This is a genomic window from Romboutsia sp. D33t1_170424_H2, from assembly GCF_015669105.1.
Lineage (GTDB): Bacteria > Bacillota > Clostridia > Peptostreptococcales > Peptostreptococcaceae > Romboutsia_C > Romboutsia_C hominis.
Window position 1 is genome coordinate 136,419 of the sequence record NZ_JADOZQ010000004.1, and the last position, 17,249, is coordinate 153,667.

Genomic DNA, 17,249 nt, shown 5'->3' on the forward strand with positions numbered 1-17,249 from the left:
TAAGCTATTATATATCATCATAGATTTGTGTTTTATATTTATTATCTCTTGTATACCAAGTATTACTTAGCAATAATATAATACATTTTAAAATAACTACTTTGCATCCTATGGTATAATATTAGATATCTAATTTTTATTAGGAGGTAATATGAAAAAATTTAAACACTATTTTATAGTATCACTTATATTAATTTTTCTATCGGCTGTGATGTTTTTTGTACATTATTTAGTTTTTGGCCAAGCTGTAAATACCGCCTATTATTCTCTTATGAATCTATGTTTTATACCTATAAACAGTTTAGTTGTAACTATAATACTTGAAAAATTAATAGATTATAGAGCTAAGAAGGAAAGGCTAGATAAAATAAATATGTTAGTTGGAATATTCTTCACAGAGGTGGGCTTTAAGCTAATGCGTTTAATAATAAATGGTGATGTAGAGGCTAAAAACTACATAATCTGTTTTGATGATTTAGTAAAAGTTAAAAATAGTATAATAAATCATGATTATAAAGTCGATATGCGATATATTGATTTAGATGCTATTGAAGATATATTAGTAACTAATAGTAATCTATTTATAAACTTAATTGGTAATGAAAGTGTACATCAACATGAAGTATTTACTGATTTATTAATGTCTGTTGTACATTTAAGAGATGAAATTGCTTTTTATAAAAACGGTAATCAAAACCAAATAGATATTCATCATTTAGAAAATGATATTTTAAGGGTTTATAAAAACACTGCTGCTCAATGGATTTATTATCTTGAATATTTAAATAAATCTTATCCATTTTTATATAATAATGCTATAATGATTAACCCATTTAAATTTGATTAAAATAAAAAAGAGTGTACAATTCTTTGCTTTTTTCAATTCTATGATATTAATTTTAAACCTAAACCTTTTTGTATTAGTAGAAGTTCGTACTATTTAGAATATTTAATTTACAAATATTTACAAATTTCTGTGTTATAATACAAAAAAGGACTTTTATATTATAACTATGGATCCATATATATAAAGCCCAAACAATATAAGTATAGTTTTTTTATTAAGTAGCAGTAATTATTTTATAATAATTTAATAAAAGAATCATACTATAAGAGGATGGTGTACTTTATGAAAAAACTTGAAGCTCTTCTTATTATAGAAGGTATATTACTTGGAATAATTGGTGTATTATTTTTTACTAATCCAATACAATCATACTTTAATTTCACAACTATTGCTGGGATAATGTTAATTGTATCAGGTATATTTACATTAATTAGAGCATTTAAGTCAACAGACAAATCTCACTATATTTTTAGTGGTATTATAAACGTATTATTTGGTCTTATATTATGGTTATTCCCTATATCTACTACAAGTTCATTAATATTTGTATATGGTATATGGGCACTTGTAAGAGGACTTTACCTATTTATAATATCATTTAAAAGAAAAACTTTTGGGTTTAATGCAAATACTTTATACAATATATGTCTTGTAATATTAGGTTTATTAATATTTATAAATCCTATACAGATATTACTTTATACTCCATTTATAATAGGAATTTATTTTATAATATCTGCTATATTTGAGATATACTTAGGTTTTAAATTATAGTAATTACTAAAAGCTAGTCAATTGACTAGCTTTTTTTTGTATAAAAATATTATTATGTATGAGTTTTAATTAAAATGATAAACTAAATATATATATATAGGAGGGATGCTTGTGGATAAACTACTATGCTCTTTTAAATCTGTTATAAATTGTGATAATTTTTCTACTTGTAGTAACTGCATGTTTAATAAACATTTTGTGCATCATTCTAACATGTCAGTTTTTAATATAGATGCTCTATCATTTGATAAAAGTCTAGTTAATGATACTAATTCTTTAGCTAACTTTTTGGGTAAATTTATATCTGCATTAGATGAAAATTATAATGGTATGGAAATTTCTGAAATTCACTTTAAAAAAGATAATAGAGAAAGAAATCATTATGAACTAAAAGTAGTAAGTTATCCTTTAAACTCTAAAAGATACATAAATAAATCTTAAAAGAGTGTAAAATTTATATAAACTTTAAGACACTAAGTTATTTAATTATTTTCGCCTTCTTAATGAACCATTTTTATAAGTAAAAATCCTATTCAAAGTGTATTATATTTTAAAACTTTAAATTGAACTATTTTAGATATTCAAATTGCAAATATATAAAAAGGACAGTTTAATTTTTAAAATTATTCTGTCCTTTTTATATATTTACAAATAAGATTACATATAAAATATTTAATTAAAATAAACTATACACATATTAATTTACATTAATAATTATGTCATTAGTTCAATAAATTATTTTGTGTTGAATTGTACTTTTTTATAAGTTCAACACCTAATATTGCCGATATTATTATAAAAATAGCAAGATTTATTGAGAAAAATAACACAAGTAAAAATATTGCTACAATATAATTTTCCATTATCGCACTTAAAAAAGTAGTAGCAACTACGCATGCTGAGAATACTGGGTCTACTCCAAATATAATCGAGATAGCAAACCCCATAGTAATTCCAGAAAACATTATAGGGAAAAGATGCCCTCCAATCCATCCTGTTGAAATACATAACTCTGTTGCTAAAAGCTTGAAAAAGCATATTATAAGAAGACATGCTAATCCTAGACTTTTCCAATTTAATATTATATCTTTTAACTCATGTTCTCCAGAGAAAAATATATAAGGTATTGTTATACCTAATATTGCTAATAATCTCCCTCCTAAAACTGCTTTTATTACTTTATAATCATCTAAAGGTTTTAGTATCTTATTTAATACACTTCCCATTTTTTTATAATACAATGTTAAAAGAAATCCTACTATTAAAAGAGGTATAAAAAATAATAGTTCCCTTTTGCCTATATTAGCCTTTGAAAATCTTGTTATAAATGATGCTCGATTATCAAGTTTTGATAATAAATCAAATACATAAAAACCTGAGGATATAGTTAATACATATACTATTGTCTTAGCTTTTTTTATTTTATCTTTATTACTTATTAAACTATAAAAACCATATAATGGAGCAGCAAATATGATACCTATAGTTGATTCTATACTTGATTCAATTAAAATTTCATTTAGATCATTTTCAATTTCTTTTCTTTTAAATCCATATTTAAGTAAATCACCGGATAAAGTAACTAATCCTCCTACAATTCCACTTAATGCTGCCTCTGGCCCAAGACTCGCTCCAAACCAAAGAATAATCAATGCTGATATTATTGACTTATGCAACGATTTATACTCAACTCTTTTGGTTTCTTTAAACTCCTTTAAAACAATTGGCATTGTTTTTGGATATTTCCCAAAATATTTTTGACATAATCCTACCATAATGCCACCTAAAATACATACAAATAAAACTAAGTAGTTATTATTAATCTTAAATATAAAGTCATACCATATCAAGTTTATTCCACTAAATATTAAAGTTAAAAATAACCATGTGATAGCTCCAACAGACGCTCCTATTAAGATGCTATAACTTCCAGCAACACATAAACTTAAAAATCTTTTCATTTGTTTTTCTTCCTTTGTTGTAAATTTTAAGACATATAATAAGAATACACTTTGTTATATATCTTACTTCTTATTTTTATATTTTATACAATCTAACTATTTTTATCTAACCCCTAAATCTTCTTATATGTTAACCGGTATGTTATTTTTTATTTATATTCCAAGATTTATACTCATTGTAAGTATATAATATATATTCATTAAAAAACCTACGTCAATTTTTCAGACGTAGGGTCATTTTACTTAATATATTTATGTAAAACTCTTATATTATCCTCCATATTAGCTTCTATACACCACATTCCTTTATAAGTAGTACTCTTAAAGCTATCCTCATAAGGAATCATATTCTGACTTACTTTGAAGTTTATATTTTCATTAATAATACTTTTAAGCTTTTTAATATCATTTATAGGTATATTAGTACTAACTTTTCCTATAATTGCCATAGCCATTTCAAATTGCTCATCCTTTTCTTTTTCTTCATACTTTTTTAAAAGCCCTTTTAACACATTTCTTTGTCTTTCAGTTCTTTCATAATCTCCATTACCTTTTTTTCTTATTCGAGAATAGGCTACAGCTTGACGACCATTTAAAGTCTTAATTCCACTTCCTTTTATGTAATCAGCTTTTTTATCTAGTTCTTCTATTTTATTTAATTCTACTAGATTTTTATTTATCTCTTCAACTTCATAATCTTTTAAATCTATATCAACTCCACCTATAATATCTATAACCTTAGCTAGGCTATAAAAATCCACAGCCAAGTATTTATCTATATCTAAATCAAAGTTTGTATTTATAGTGTCAAGTGCAAGTTCTGCACCTCCATAGGCATAAGCGTGATTTAATTTGTCTTTTTTATGACCTTTTATATCTACTAAAGTATCTCTTAAAAGTGATACTAAATTAATTTCTTTGGTTTTTAAATCAATACTTGCTATCATAATAGAATCAGAACGAGCTGGTTCATTATCTTTTCTTCTATCTAATCCAAATAATGCTATATTTATATTTTTATTACTTTTAATATCTTCTTCTATATTTTGTGGATTTATAGTTATTTTTTTATTATTTTGTGATTTATTTATTATCCCTACTAATAGTAATATTGGTATTATGATTATTAATAATGCTAATAATATACTTCTTTTCTTAAAGATTTTCAATTTTTCACATCCTTTAAATTTTCACTTGATTATTCACTTTCTTCATTCATTTTATAGTTATAATATTTTTTTATTGATAATTAACTATGCCTATAGCTCTTACCTGTGAACCATCTGCATTATCATATTTTAAAGGTGCAGCTATAAATAGAAATTTTTCTGGTAAACTTTCTAAATTAGTTAAATTCTCTATTATTACTTTACTTTTTTCAAATAATATAGTATGTATTTCAAAATCATTTGACTCATAAGTATCCACTGATAGCATATCTATTCCTATACCTTTTATAGATGTATTTCCTAAATAAATTGCACACTCTTTAGTTAGTGTGGGATAGTTTTTATAATATAAATCTTTATTAAAATATTTACTCCATCCTGATTTAAATATTATAAAATCACTTTCTAATATATCTTTTTCAAAATTTTTAATATAATCTAGTTCTATTTTTTTCATATTATTTACATCTATAAGCAAAGCATTTCCTAGGAAATTATTTATTTCCATCTCATCTAAACTTTTTCCCTTGCTATCCATATGCTTAGGTGCATCTATATGAGTTCCATTATGAGAATACATACTTATTAAAGTTTCTTCATATCCATCCTTCTCTATATTTGCTACTTTTTTTATATTTGGACATGTTCCTTTCGAATATACTAACATATCATCATGTAATTTTTGAGTTAAATCATATACCTTCATATCTATTCACTCCTAATTTTATATTTTCCTCAATATAATTAATATGATTATAGCACATACATTTACCATAAAGTACATGTTTTATTTTTGTATATTTTTTTACATAATAATTTAATTTTTAGCACAAAATTTTCTTTTATTTCATATATAAGATTAAAGGGGTTTACTCTTACTAAATTTAAAAGGTTGGTGTTTTGATTATGATTTGTAAAAAATTTAATAGATGTAATAACTGTAATAATAGATGTAATTGTAATTGCACGAATAATAATTGCAATCATCATTGGACAAATCCAAACCATATTTGCGGATGTAATAATGGAGGAGGTTCTAGACCAAAGGTTTGCCAAGATGAAATAAGAAGAACTAACAACTTGATAGATCAAATAGATAATAAAAATGAAGAAGCTATAGATAACTTAGAAAATGCCTTAGATAATTTTGATAATGTTAATTTATTAGCATTAAGAGATGATGTAGCTAACGCAAAATGTCAGCTTGATAAATTGACTAACTGCTTAATGGATATAATAGATAATTTAGGTGATGTTGTAGACGAATTTAATGATGAAGCTATACCTAATCAAGTTCAAGGTATAAGAAATGTTTTAAAAGCTTTAGATGATCAAGATGATATAGCAGACTTAATAGAAGATTTAGAAGATGCTTTTGATGATACAGTAGACTGTTTTAGAGAAAATTGTAGAAGAAATTCAGATGACGATAATCATCATCATGATCATGATTGTCACTGTAAATGTGAGTGTAAAAAATGCAGAGATTAATATAAAAAATCTAGCCCTAAATTAGGCTAGATTTTTTATTTGTATATTAAGTATTTTTTATAATCTTTAAATTTCAATTTAAACTTTGGTATACCTACATAATATGGTGATATTTCATAAAGTGGGAAATATATAACTATTCCATCTTCATCTATATAAAAACTTTGATCTTCACTTATACCTTTAAATCCATAATCATCTTTAAAATATTTTTCAGGTTCTTTCATAATTTCTTCTCTTATAAAATCATTTATAAGCTTTTTATAATCTATACCTTCTCCAAATAAATCTTTAAGCTTTAAAATTTTACCTGTTAATAAATCATAATTGTAGCTTTCTAAGTAAGTCATTCCATGTGCTCCACCACTAAATTTATATTTAGTCATAGGTATACTTATTATTCTATTTCTATCATAAGTTGCTTCGTAGTTAATATATACTTCATATTTATACTTTACACATTCCTTACATTCTTTACTTATCTTAGTATCATACAGTTTCTTATACTCTTTTGCCTCTAGTTTTGTATTATTTTTAAAATCTAATACATCTTTATATATCTTATTGTTTATTTCGTTTATTATATATAAGTCAAATTTTTCTTGACAAATACATTCTTCTTTAAGTTTTATAATAGGATAATTTATATCATATATAAAAAATTCACTATCCCTACTTATATTAATTTTAGATATATACAAGCAATTTTCCATTTAATCACCTCTTTAAATTAACATCTATATACTTATATATATGACTTTATGTATTTGTATAATATTAATTTAATTTAAATTGGTGTTAAAATTCTATATTAAATCATGAGCATATTCTTTTATCGGTGCTTTTATTAGTAATAATATAGCACCAATTATAAATATCATAGCTATTAATACTTTTACTAATATATTTTGACAAGTAGTTATTATATGAACTAAATTTGACCAATAAGTCTCTATATACTTTTCTACAAAACCATACTTATCTTTAAAAAATTCTATTAATAGATAAATTATAGATAAAACTGGCATTCCTGCAAATAATAATAGAATAGTTACTTTTTTAAGCCTATAAACTAATGCTCCTATAAAAAGACCTAGAGCACTAAAAATAAAATTGTTTATAAATATATTTATAATCATATCTAGTATATATAATAATGTATCATCCCTAGTTGTATATATTAATGATGTAGCCCAACTACCTCCTGTTATTTCTTCTTGAATTTTATTTAATACCTCACTTATTTCCCAAAAGATAGATCTACTAATTATTACTGCATCATATCCAGTAAATCCATTTAGTATTGTGCTTTCTAAAAACTCTACACCAACACCAATTATAGTAAATACAAAACACATACATATGATATATAAAATCATACTTTTTAAATAACTTTTCCTGTCACCTTTTATGCTTATCGCAATACTAAAGTCCTTTTGTGAAATACAAATTGAACATATAAACATCATAAGTCCTAATATATAATAGGTTTCACTTCTAAATATTAGAAAATTATCTTCTATTGTATAATTTTTAGTGTATATAGCACCTATTAAATTCATTCCATCTATTCCAATAATTAATAGTAAAAGAATAAACATGTATATATATGTATTTTTATTTAACATCTTTAAGTATGGTTTTAATTCTTTCATTATTTTATCTCCTCTTTAGAAATACTTATAAACATATCCTGAAGGCTCATTGCCTCTATATCTAAACTTAACTCTTTAATTTTGTTTAATTCCTCTTTACTTAACTTTTCATAATATGCATAAGTTTCATTATTTCTAAAGGTTTTAATAGGCTTTTTATTTTTAACTATGTCTAACTTATTTAGATCTTCTTTGTTTCCACTAATATATACTGAGTTCTCCTTTAAATTTTCTATACTATCATTAAAAACTACTTTTTTATTATTTATTATTACTACCTCTTCCAATAGATTTTCAACTTCATCTATTAAATGTGTTGCTATTATTATAGTTTTAGGGTAATTTATATAATTATCTAGTAATAAATCATAAAACTCTACTCTATTTAATGCATCAAGGCCTATAGTTGGTTCATCAAATATTACTATATCGGCATTAGAACATATTCCGATTATATTAAATACTAATGTTTTTAATCCTCTTGACAGATTTTTGTACCTCTTTTTTGTATCTATATTAAATTTTTTACAAAGCTTATGTTGAAGTTTTTTATCGTAGTTTTTGTAAAAATAAAAATATATATCAAATATGTCTTTTATCTTGGCATCTTCATTTAAATATTCTTTTTCTCTAACTATACATATATTTTCTAATATACTTGGATTTTTTCTTGCCTCTACCCCCTTTATATATATTTTACCCTCTTTTGATAATAGTTGATTAGTTATTATATTTAAAAGTGTAGTTTTCCCTGCCCCATTTTTACCTAAAAGACCATATATTTTATTTTCATGAAAATCTATATTTATATCGTCTAATATTTTTTGATTTTTGAAACTATAACTTAAATTCTCTACTTTAACCCCTATATTCATTTACTCCACCTCTTTGTAACATTTAATCATATCTATTAATTCTTGTTTTTCTATTTGAAGTTTTTTAGCTTCTATCAATAATTCCCTTATAAAGATATTCTTAAAGTTTTCTTTTCTAAAATTTCTTATAATTTCTTTAGCACCCTCATTTACAAACATACCAATTCCTCGTTTTTTATAAACTACATCTTTATCTACCAACGTATTTATCCCCTTTAATACTGTTGCTGGGTTGATTTTATAAAGCTTTGATATTTCAGTAGTTGATGGTATTTGTTCATGTTCTTTTATTTCATCTATTAGTATTTCATCTTCTATAGCTTTTGCTATTTGAATAAATATTGGTTCTTCTTCATTTAGTGTAAGCTTCATGCAACCTCCTTACCTAAATGGTTAGTTAATATAGTAACTAACCTATTTTTTAAAAATGGTAATACATTTTATACTAAATAGCAAGTTAATTTTATTATTTGATAATTATTTTTAAAATATATTTAAATGTTAATGACAATGGGTAATAATAATTACTATAATTAAAATATAGGAGGATGTTATGAGTTTTAAAAGAATAAACAGCTTATGCACTACAAATAATGAGAGAAGTTTTGTTATAGTTTATAACTTTAATGCAAAAGATACTTTAATGATTAAAAACATATTAAAATTATTAGGAATAAAAGATGTTTGCACTTTAAATAAAGATAATGCAAACTCTAAAATAGAGGACATAATAAAAGGTAATATAGATGACACTTGTGTCCAAGGTATAAATCAAAGGGCTGTTATATTTAATAATATAGCACATACTAAGATAAGTGGATTTTCTGATAACTTAAGAAAATTTAAAATAAATAGACCTTTAATGGCTGTAGTTACAGAAGACAATATTTCCTGGTCATTAAATACTTTAATAAACAATTTAATTAATGAAAGAAATGCAATAAATAGTGGCAATACTTTAAATCACTAATTTATATCTGCATTTTTTCCTAAATATTATCAATATTTAGATGTTTTATTGATTATTTTGTGCTATGATTTAAGTAAGTAAACTAACTTTGATTATAAAAGAAAATATAGACCTTTGTTATTTATTTAAGTTATATATTATCTAAAAAAATAAGTAGGAGGTATCTCCTACTTATACTAATAAAAATATTTCAGTTGTTTAATTCTACTTGGGTGTCTTAACTTTCTTATGGCCTTAGCTTCGATTTGTCTAATTCTTTCTCTAGTTACACCAAAAACTTTACCTATTTCTTCTAAAGTTTTTGGGATATCATCATCAAGACCAAATCTCATTCTAAGTACCCTTTGTTCTTGTTCAGTAAGACCTGTTAATAGTTCTTCTATCTTTTCTCTTAGGTTATTTTTTTCAACCTCATGCATAACTACATCACCAAAATTAGCATCCGATGGTATAAATTCAACTAAACTACTATCTTCATCTTCTTTTATAGGTGTATCTAATGATACTACATTTTTATCCCTTTTTAGTATATCTATCACTTTTTCTACTTCTAACTCACATATTTCTGCCAATTCTTCAATTTTTGGATCTCTTTGTAATATGTTTGCAAGTTCTTGCTTTTTTCTTTTTACAAAATTTATTCTTTGATGAAGATGTACCGGTATTCTAATAGTATTTTCACAGTCATCTATGTACCTTGTTATACTTTGCTTGATCCACCAAGTAGCATAAGTACTAAATTTATATCCCTTTGTATAGTCATATTTTTCAACAGCTTTAATTAAACCAATATTTCCAGCTTGAATTAGGTCTAGCATATCTACATTTTCTTTTCTATATTTTTTTGCTATACTAACAACTAATCTGTAATTTGCATTAATAAATTTTTCCTTAGCTTCTAATGAAGAGTTAGTTATTTCCTTAGCAAGTTCTACTTCTTCACCTGCAGATAGCATTTTGTACTCCTCTATTTCCTTTAAGTACATTTTCATTGCATTTGATCCACCTGATGAGTCTGAATAAATATAATTTTCGTAAGTGTTTTCAGTTTTAGCCCCCATAATCTAACCCCTTTTGCATATAGTTCAGTAATTAATATATTAAATTACCTTTACCTAATTTTATAATATGATTACTAATATTAAAAAATTCCTTTTAAGATACTTTTATAGCACATAAAAAATTATAATTCTTTAAATAATTTAATATATAATTTTATCCATGTACTTTAAAAGAATCCTCCTTTAATTATATTTGATAAAAGACATGTTTATATCTTTTAGTCAATAGATTTATTATTCTACTATTCTCTCTTACTTACCAAATTTCCTTCTTTTTTTTATTTTTTTTTAATTTTTTTGAATATATCAAATAAATTACTAAGCTATCTAAAATGTATATATGATTTTAAATTAATTAAAGCTTTAGTTCTTATTCAAAGTAAAGTTAAATAATTATTATAAAAATTTATTTCAAAAAGAAAAAAAAGACTGCTTTATAGCAATCTTTTTTTCCCGAACGACTTTAATAAGTCCCCTATTAATAAATCCTTAGCGTTTGCCCCAACACTTGCGGTTTTATAGTTATTTTTTAACTATTTAATAATACCATCATTAAAAAATCTAGTCAAGCAAATATACATTCTACTTACTTAAAGAGTTTTATTTAATAAGTTTTTAGTTTTATTAGCTTAATATATTTGTAATAAAAAATCCTCTTAAGTAAGAGGATTTTTTGTACTTATATATGTATGTTTATTAGTGTTTGCAACCACAATCATCTCCACAGCCACATTCATGACCTTCTTCATGAGAACAACCGCATCCTTCGTGATTATGAGCCTCTTCATGTTTTTTAGCTATTTCTTCCATTTCAAAGAATTCTTTAACCATTTGTTCATATGTTGGAAGTGAAGCTTCTGTATCATACTCTTCTCCAGTCCAATCAGCATACATCATAGAATCTCCATTAGTTAATACTAATCTTCCTGCCATAGTCATATTGTCAACATCTTCTAAGAAATCTATTTGCTTTTGAACTACTTCACCTTCTAGTTCTATATCTTCATCCATACAAGTTACTATCATAACTGGTGCATAGTAATCTTCTTCATCTTTAACGTTAACTACTATATCTAATGTTCCTTCTGCTCCTTCTTCAAATTCAGCTAAAGGTACATCTGTATCTATCATATCATGTGGAACTAATAAATCTTCCATTAAATATTTTATAACTCTTTCTTTTACTAATTGTTTTGACATGTTAATATCTCCTTTCTTATTAAAGCTTTTATAGTAAAACTTTACCTTTTTATAGTATACCACATTTGTTTATTTTTCAATCTTTAATAGCTAAAATTTCACTTACATTATAAATTTATAATGTCTTTCCTTCAAGATTTTATCTATATTTCGACATCTTTAGATAATCATTTACATATCTTTACAGTATATTTTTTGTTATTTTGTATGTTATTATTATTCACGAGGGGATCCCCCCTAATCTAAAGGTTACAAATCAGTAACATTTTAAAAATATTCAATCAAAGAGGTGTATTATTTTATGAAATTAAATAAAAAGATAAAAACTTTATTAGCTTTAGGTGTAATAAGTGTTACAACTGCATCTTCAATGATTCCAGTTAATGCTTTATCTAAAGATACTATTAAATCTAATTGTGAGAAAAAATCTATATATGTATGTATAAATGGAGTTGACTTTAAACTTCCATTAGACGTACTATGTCCTATAAAAGCAAATGTACCTAAATTTTCATTTGATTTAAAAAATAACTCTGTAACAGCTTTAAATCCTGATAAAAATTCTGAAGCATGTAAAAAACCTTCTACTTCTAACAATAATACTAATGTAGATAATAAACCTTCTACTCCTAACAATAGTACTAATGTAGATAATAAACCTTCTACTCCTAATAATAATACTAATGTAGATAGTAAACCTTCTACTCCTAACAATAACACTAATGTAGATAATAAACCTTCTACTCCTAGCAATAACACTAATGTAGATAATAAACCTTCTACTCCTAGCAATAACACTAATGTAGATAATAAACCTTCTACTCCTGACAACTCAACTGCTCAAAGTGGTAATTTCTCATCTTATCAAAGAGAAATTGTAAATATAGTAAATGCTGAAAGAAGTAAAAGAGGTTTAGCTCCACTTACACTTGATAGCTCATTATCAAATGTTGCTACTAAAAAATCACAAGATATGATAAATAGAGGATATTTTGATCATAATTCACCAACTTACGGTTCTCCATTTGATATGATGAAGCAATTTGGTATAAACTACAAAGCTGCTGGAGAAAACATCGCTATGGGACAAAAAGATCCACAAGATGTTATGAATTCATGGATGAACTCAGATGGCCACAGAAAAAATATACTAAGTCCTAACTTTACTCATATAGGTGTTGGTATTGCCAAAGCTAGTAATGGACAACTTTACTGGACACAAATGTTTATCGGAAAATAATAAATCAAATAAAAAGGTAGTCATAAAAAATGACTATCTTTTTATTTTGCTTAATTTTTATGCTAAATTTTTATCAAACAGAAATCATACTATTTATTAAGATTTTATTACAATCTTGTAATCCACTTTATACTAAAAATAGTTTATAGTATACTATATTGGAAATGTATTATGGTTAACTTTAAAAGTTGAAAGGAATGAAATTTATGAATAAAGGATTTAAGAATTTTAAGAAAAAGGCTATAGGTTTGTCTCTTGCACTTTGCTTAACAATAGCAAACTTAGGAGTAGCATTTGCTGATGGTTCACGTGTTGTTACACTAGGTGCTAACTTAAACCCTTCTCAAAGAGAACAAATGTTAAAATACTTTGGTGTTAATGAAAATCAGGCAGTTATAATAGAAGTTAACAACAAAGAAGAAAGAGAATACTTACAAGGAGTTGCAACTGAAGAACAATTAGGTAAAGTTACTATGTCTTGTTCTTATGTTGAGCCAACTAAAAAAGGAAATGGAATAAATGTTAAAACTGCAAACTTAACTTGGGTAACTAGTGCAATGATAGCTACTACTTTATCTACTGCAGGAATAGAAAATGCTAACGTAATAGCAGCAGCTCCATTCCCTGTATCTGGTACTGGTGCATTAACAGGTGTTATGAAGGCATTTGAGGATGCTACAGGTAAGTCACTTTCAGAAGAGAAAAAGGAATTAGCTACAGAAGAGTTAGTTACAACTGGTGATTTAGGTGATTCAATAGGTCAGGATAAAGCTACTGGTGTTATAAATGATATAAAAACAGAAATCATAAAAAATAACACTAAGGATACAGTTCAAATTGCTGATACTATAAACAATATAACTAATAACTATAATGTTAATCTATCTGATGAGCAATTTAAACAAATAGAATCTTTAATGTCAAAGATAGCTAGCCAAGACTACAATTACAATGACATGAAAGATACTTTAGAAAATGTATCTAATGTTGTTGAAAATAACTTAAAAGATCTTGGTGAAAGTATACAAAACTCTGGAATACTTGATACTATAAAAGGATGGTTTGAAGGTATTGGAGATTGGTTTGGTAATTTATTCAGTAAAGATCAAAATAAGGATCTAGGTATACTTGAAAATACTAATGACCAAATGTTAGGTGAAAATGCTACTATAAATGCTACAGATGATAAAGCTGTTAATTTACCATCTAGTGAAGAAGTTGAAGGATTCTTTGCTAAAGTATGGAACTGGCTTACAGGATTATTTACATCTGATGAAAAAGCTCCAACTAAAGAATCAACGCCAAATAATACAACAACTACAAATGATGGCAGTTCAAATGTAGAAAATACTACTAATGAAGGTAAAGATATACCAGTATCAAATGAAGAAAATAATAATTCACAAGATACTACAAATAGTGAGAATAACTCTACTGAAATGCCATCACAAAATACAAACCAAAATGATAGTTCAAACGCAGAGATACCCCCTGCACAGTAAAATTAATTAAAAAATGTCTATAAATTAAAAGGTATCAGATTAGAATCTGATACCTTTTTTGTATTATAATTTATTCTTCTATTCACTATATCTTACTCTATCTATTAATGACTCTTTGTTAAATAACTTATTTATAAATTTTCCTATAAATGAACTAAAACATTGCTATTACAGGAATTTATAAACTACATAGTACACCCCACTATTTTTCATAACTTTATATACTATATATCCAATAACAATCCCTACACTAAATGATAAAATTAGAGTAATAAATGTGTAAAATGACCCTTCTAACTTTAGCATTTTAAGTAATTATTTATCACTCATGCCTATAGCTTAAAGTATACCTATTTCTCTTTTTCTAGATATAATACTAGTTATAATAGTATTTATAATATTTGCTAAACTTATAGCTCCTATAACACTTAACTTCTTATTATAATTATTTATTTAACTTAGTCAACAATTTAGACAATTTTATGACTTTTCAGATTTTTCGCATTTCATTTATTTAGTATATTAATTAATTAAATAAGATATTATATTAATAAAACCATTTATAAACTTTAATATTTTTAGTATATACATACTTTTTATTTATATTTTAAGCAGTTTATATGTATTATATTGTCTTTTTAAAGCAATTTTATTATAATTATCTTAAATAAGAAAGCCTTTTTTAAAATTTTATATTTTATAAATGAAAACTTTCTAAAAGTGCATGTACAAAGATTTTATCTAATCTAAACTTTAAAATGATTATAATTTCTAATGTGCTATAAAAAAGAGATAAATGTCATATAATTAAATTAAGGAGATACTATCATGGAACCGATTAATATTAAGAGACAAGAACTAGAAAACATCTATGGAAAAATCAGTCCATTTGAATTTAAAAACAAACTTTTAGAATTAGCAACTAATCCTTCTAAGAAAAGTACACGTACATTACTTGATGCGGGAAGAGGTAATCCTAACTGGATAGCACATGCTCCTCGTAACGCATTTTTCACTTTTGGGCATTTTGCTATTGAAGAAAGTAAACACACTTGGAATAATGGACCTTTATCTGGTATGCCAAGAAAAAAAGATATATCTAAAAGATTTTTTACATATCTAGATAATAACTCTAATCTTCCAGAAGTAGATTTTCTACGTAAAATGGTTGAGTTTTGCGTATACGAATTAGGATTTAATTCTGATGATTTTTTACATGAAATAACTGATGCAATAATTGGGGATAACTACCCATTTCCAGATAGAATGCTTATTCATATAGAAAAAATAGTTAAGGCTTATTTAACTAAAGAGCTTAAATACGATACTTTAAAAGGTGGAGATTTTGACATTTTTGCTGTTGAGGGTGCTACTGCTGCAATGTGTTATGTATTTGACTCATTAATAGCTAATAATCTACTTTTAAAAGGAGATAAAATAGCTATAATGACACCAGTATTTACTCCATATTTAGAAATACCTCATCTACCAAGATATGAATTTGATGTTGTATATATAAATGCAGATGAGAAAACGCCTGATGGAAAACATACATGGCAATGTACTGATAAAGAACTTGAAAAGCTTTGTGATAAAGATATAAAAGCTCTATTTGTTGTAAATCCTAGTAATCCACCATCAATGGCTATATCTCCTGAAAGTACTAGTAAAATAGTAAATATAGTTAAAAATCATAATCCTAATTTAATGATTATATCTGATGATGTTTATGGAACTTTTGTCCATGGATTTAAGTCTTTAATGTCGGAGTTACCATATAACACAATAGGTGCTTATTCATATTCTAAATACTTTGGTGTAACAGGTTGGAGATTAGGTACTTTAGCACTGCATCACAACAATGTATTTGATAAACTTATAAATGAACTTCCATACTCTATAAGAAAAAGAACTAATAAAAGATATGCTGATATGAATACTAATCCAGAAAAAGTACCATTTATAGATAGATTAGTCGCAGATAGTAGACAAGTTGCACTAAACCATACTGCTGGTCTTTCTACTCCTCAACAAGTTCAAATGGCATTTTTATCATTAGTATCTCTTATGGATAATAATGATTCATACAAAAACCTTACAATAGACATATGTAGAACTCGTAAAAAGTTATTATTTGATAGTCTTGGTATGGATTTAGAATTTGATAAAAATGATGCATCATACTATACTCAATTTGATGTATTAGATTTAGCTAAAGACTACTATGGAGAAGATTTTTCTTATTACTTAGAAATAAATTACAATCCTGTGGATATATTATTTGATTTAGCAGAGGAATCATCAATAGTTTTACTAGGTGGAGGTGGATTTGCTGGACCTAAGTGGTCTATAAGAATATCACTTGCTAATCTATTTGATGATGCCTATTCTGAAATAGGTCACTCTCTTAAAAAAGTACTAGATAACTACTTTAATGAATATAAAAAAGCCTAAAAATAAAAAGAGTAATCTTAATTTATTAAGATTACTCTTTTTATATAATT

At 25.2% G+C, this 17,249-nt stretch carries 17 protein-coding genes; 8 read left to right on the top strand and 9 right to left on the bottom strand.

The annotated features are described in order from the left end of the window. Nucleotides 1-151: 151 nt before the first annotated feature. The 3 genes from I4U66_RS06745 (at nucleotide 152) to I4U66_RS06755 (ending at nucleotide 2,062) form a co-directional block, all read left to right on the top strand. Nucleotides 152-847, top strand: coding sequence for a hypothetical protein (locus I4U66_RS06745; RefSeq protein ID WP_092925330.1), 696 nt, complete (start codon nucleotides 152-154; stop codon nucleotides 845-847). 282 nt (nucleotides 848-1,129) lie between these two features. Next, nucleotides 1,130-1,621, top strand: a complete 492-nt coding sequence (locus tag I4U66_RS06750) for an HdeD family acid-resistance protein (protein WP_092925328.1) — start codon at nucleotides 1,130-1,132, stop codon at nucleotides 1,619-1,621. A 111-nt stretch (nucleotides 1,622-1,732) separates the two neighbouring features. Continuing rightward, entirely contained in the window at nucleotides 1,733-2,062 is a 330-nt protein-coding gene (locus I4U66_RS06755) for a hypothetical protein (protein ID WP_092925326.1), read from the top strand. Between the two features lie 281 nt (nucleotides 2,063-2,343). Here the strand turns inward: I4U66_RS06755 and I4U66_RS06760 are convergent, their stop codons facing one another. The 3 genes from I4U66_RS06760 to I4U66_RS06770 all read right to left on the bottom strand — a co-directional run bounded on the left by I4U66_RS06760 (nucleotide 2,344) and on the right by I4U66_RS06770 (nucleotide 5,457). Further along, complete coding sequence (locus I4U66_RS06760; protein ID WP_195928632.1) at nucleotides 2,344-3,582, bottom strand: chloride channel protein; 1,239 nt, start codon at nucleotides 3,580-3,582, stop codon at nucleotides 2,344-2,346. 239 nt (nucleotides 3,583-3,821) lie between these two features. After that, on the bottom strand, nucleotides 3,822-4,751 hold the full coding sequence (locus tag I4U66_RS06765) for an LCP family protein (RefSeq protein WP_195928633.1): 930 nt from the start codon (nucleotides 4,749-4,751) through the stop codon (nucleotides 3,822-3,824). 70 nt (nucleotides 4,752-4,821) lie between these two features. Next, entirely contained in the window at nucleotides 4,822-5,457 is a 636-nt protein-coding gene (locus tag I4U66_RS06770) for a cyclase family protein (RefSeq protein WP_195928634.1), read from the bottom strand. A 200-nt stretch (nucleotides 5,458-5,657) separates the two neighbouring features. Between I4U66_RS06770 and grpE the strand changes: the two genes are divergently transcribed. Further along, nucleotides 5,658-6,242, top strand: coding sequence for a nucleotide exchange factor GrpE (gene grpE, locus I4U66_RS06775; RefSeq protein ID WP_166505595.1), 585 nt, complete (start codon nucleotides 5,658-5,660; stop codon nucleotides 6,240-6,242). A gap of 35 nt (nucleotides 6,243-6,277) precedes the next feature. Here grpE and I4U66_RS06780 read toward each other — a convergent pair whose 3' ends face one another. From I4U66_RS06780 to I4U66_RS06795, 4 genes are all read right to left on the bottom strand, one after another. After that, the gene (locus I4U66_RS06780; protein WP_195928635.1) at nucleotides 6,278-6,955 is read right to left on the bottom strand and encodes a DUF3298 and DUF4163 domain-containing protein; all 678 of its coding nucleotides are present in this window, start codon (nucleotides 6,953-6,955) and stop codon (nucleotides 6,278-6,280) included. Between the two features lie 93 nt (nucleotides 6,956-7,048). After that, nucleotides 7,049-7,897 carry a hypothetical protein gene (locus I4U66_RS06785; protein WP_195928636.1) on the bottom strand — a complete coding sequence of 283 codons (849 nt, stop codon included), beginning with the start codon at nucleotides 7,895-7,897 and terminating at the stop codon, nucleotides 7,049-7,051. Beyond that, the gene (locus I4U66_RS06790) at nucleotides 7,897-8,772 is read right to left on the bottom strand and encodes an ATP-binding cassette domain-containing protein (protein WP_092925312.1); all 876 of its coding nucleotides are present in this window, start codon (nucleotides 8,770-8,772) and stop codon (nucleotides 7,897-7,899) included. Before I4U66_RS06790 ends, I4U66_RS06785 begins: the two co-directional genes overlap by 1 nt. After that, on the bottom strand, nucleotides 8,773-9,144 hold the full coding sequence (locus I4U66_RS06795; protein ID WP_092925310.1) for a GntR family transcriptional regulator: 372 nt from the start codon (nucleotides 9,142-9,144) through the stop codon (nucleotides 8,773-8,775). 181 nt (nucleotides 9,145-9,325) lie between these two features. Between I4U66_RS06795 and I4U66_RS06800 the strand changes: the two genes are divergently transcribed. After that, entirely contained in the window at nucleotides 9,326-9,742 is a 417-nt protein-coding gene (locus I4U66_RS06800) for a DUF3783 domain-containing protein (RefSeq protein WP_195238202.1), read from the top strand. A 176-nt stretch (nucleotides 9,743-9,918) separates the two neighbouring features. Here I4U66_RS06800 and I4U66_RS06805 read toward each other — a convergent pair whose 3' ends face one another. Continuing rightward, nucleotides 9,919-10,803: a sigma-70 family RNA polymerase sigma factor gene (locus I4U66_RS06805; protein ID WP_092925306.1), complete on the bottom strand. Its 885-nt coding sequence runs from the start codon at nucleotides 10,801-10,803 to the stop codon at nucleotides 9,919-9,921. Nucleotides 10,804-11,499: 696 nt separating this feature from the next. Beyond that, nucleotides 11,500-12,003 carry a type I restriction enzyme HsdR N-terminal domain-containing protein gene (locus tag I4U66_RS06810; protein WP_092925304.1) on the bottom strand — a complete coding sequence of 168 codons (504 nt, stop codon included), beginning with the start codon at nucleotides 12,001-12,003 and terminating at the stop codon, nucleotides 11,500-11,502. Between the two features lie 301 nt (nucleotides 12,004-12,304). On the opposite strand from I4U66_RS06810, the gene I4U66_RS06815 reads away from it, so the two are divergent. The 3 genes from I4U66_RS06815 to aspD all read left to right on the top strand — a co-directional run bounded on the left by I4U66_RS06815 (nucleotide 12,305) and on the right by aspD (nucleotide 17,199). Further along, on the top strand, nucleotides 12,305-13,243 hold the full coding sequence (locus I4U66_RS06815; protein WP_195928637.1) for a CAP domain-containing protein: 939 nt from the start codon (nucleotides 12,305-12,307) through the stop codon (nucleotides 13,241-13,243). A gap of 206 nt (nucleotides 13,244-13,449) precedes the next feature. Further along, entirely contained in the window at nucleotides 13,450-14,745 is a 1,296-nt protein-coding gene (locus tag I4U66_RS06820; protein WP_195238205.1) for a DUF1002 domain-containing protein, read from the top strand. Between the two features lie 828 nt (nucleotides 14,746-15,573). Beyond that, the gene (gene aspD, locus I4U66_RS06825; RefSeq protein ID WP_195928638.1) at nucleotides 15,574-17,199 is read left to right on the top strand and encodes an aspartate 4-decarboxylase; all 1,626 of its coding nucleotides are present in this window, start codon (nucleotides 15,574-15,576) and stop codon (nucleotides 17,197-17,199) included. Nucleotides 17,200-17,249: the final 50 nt, after the last annotated feature.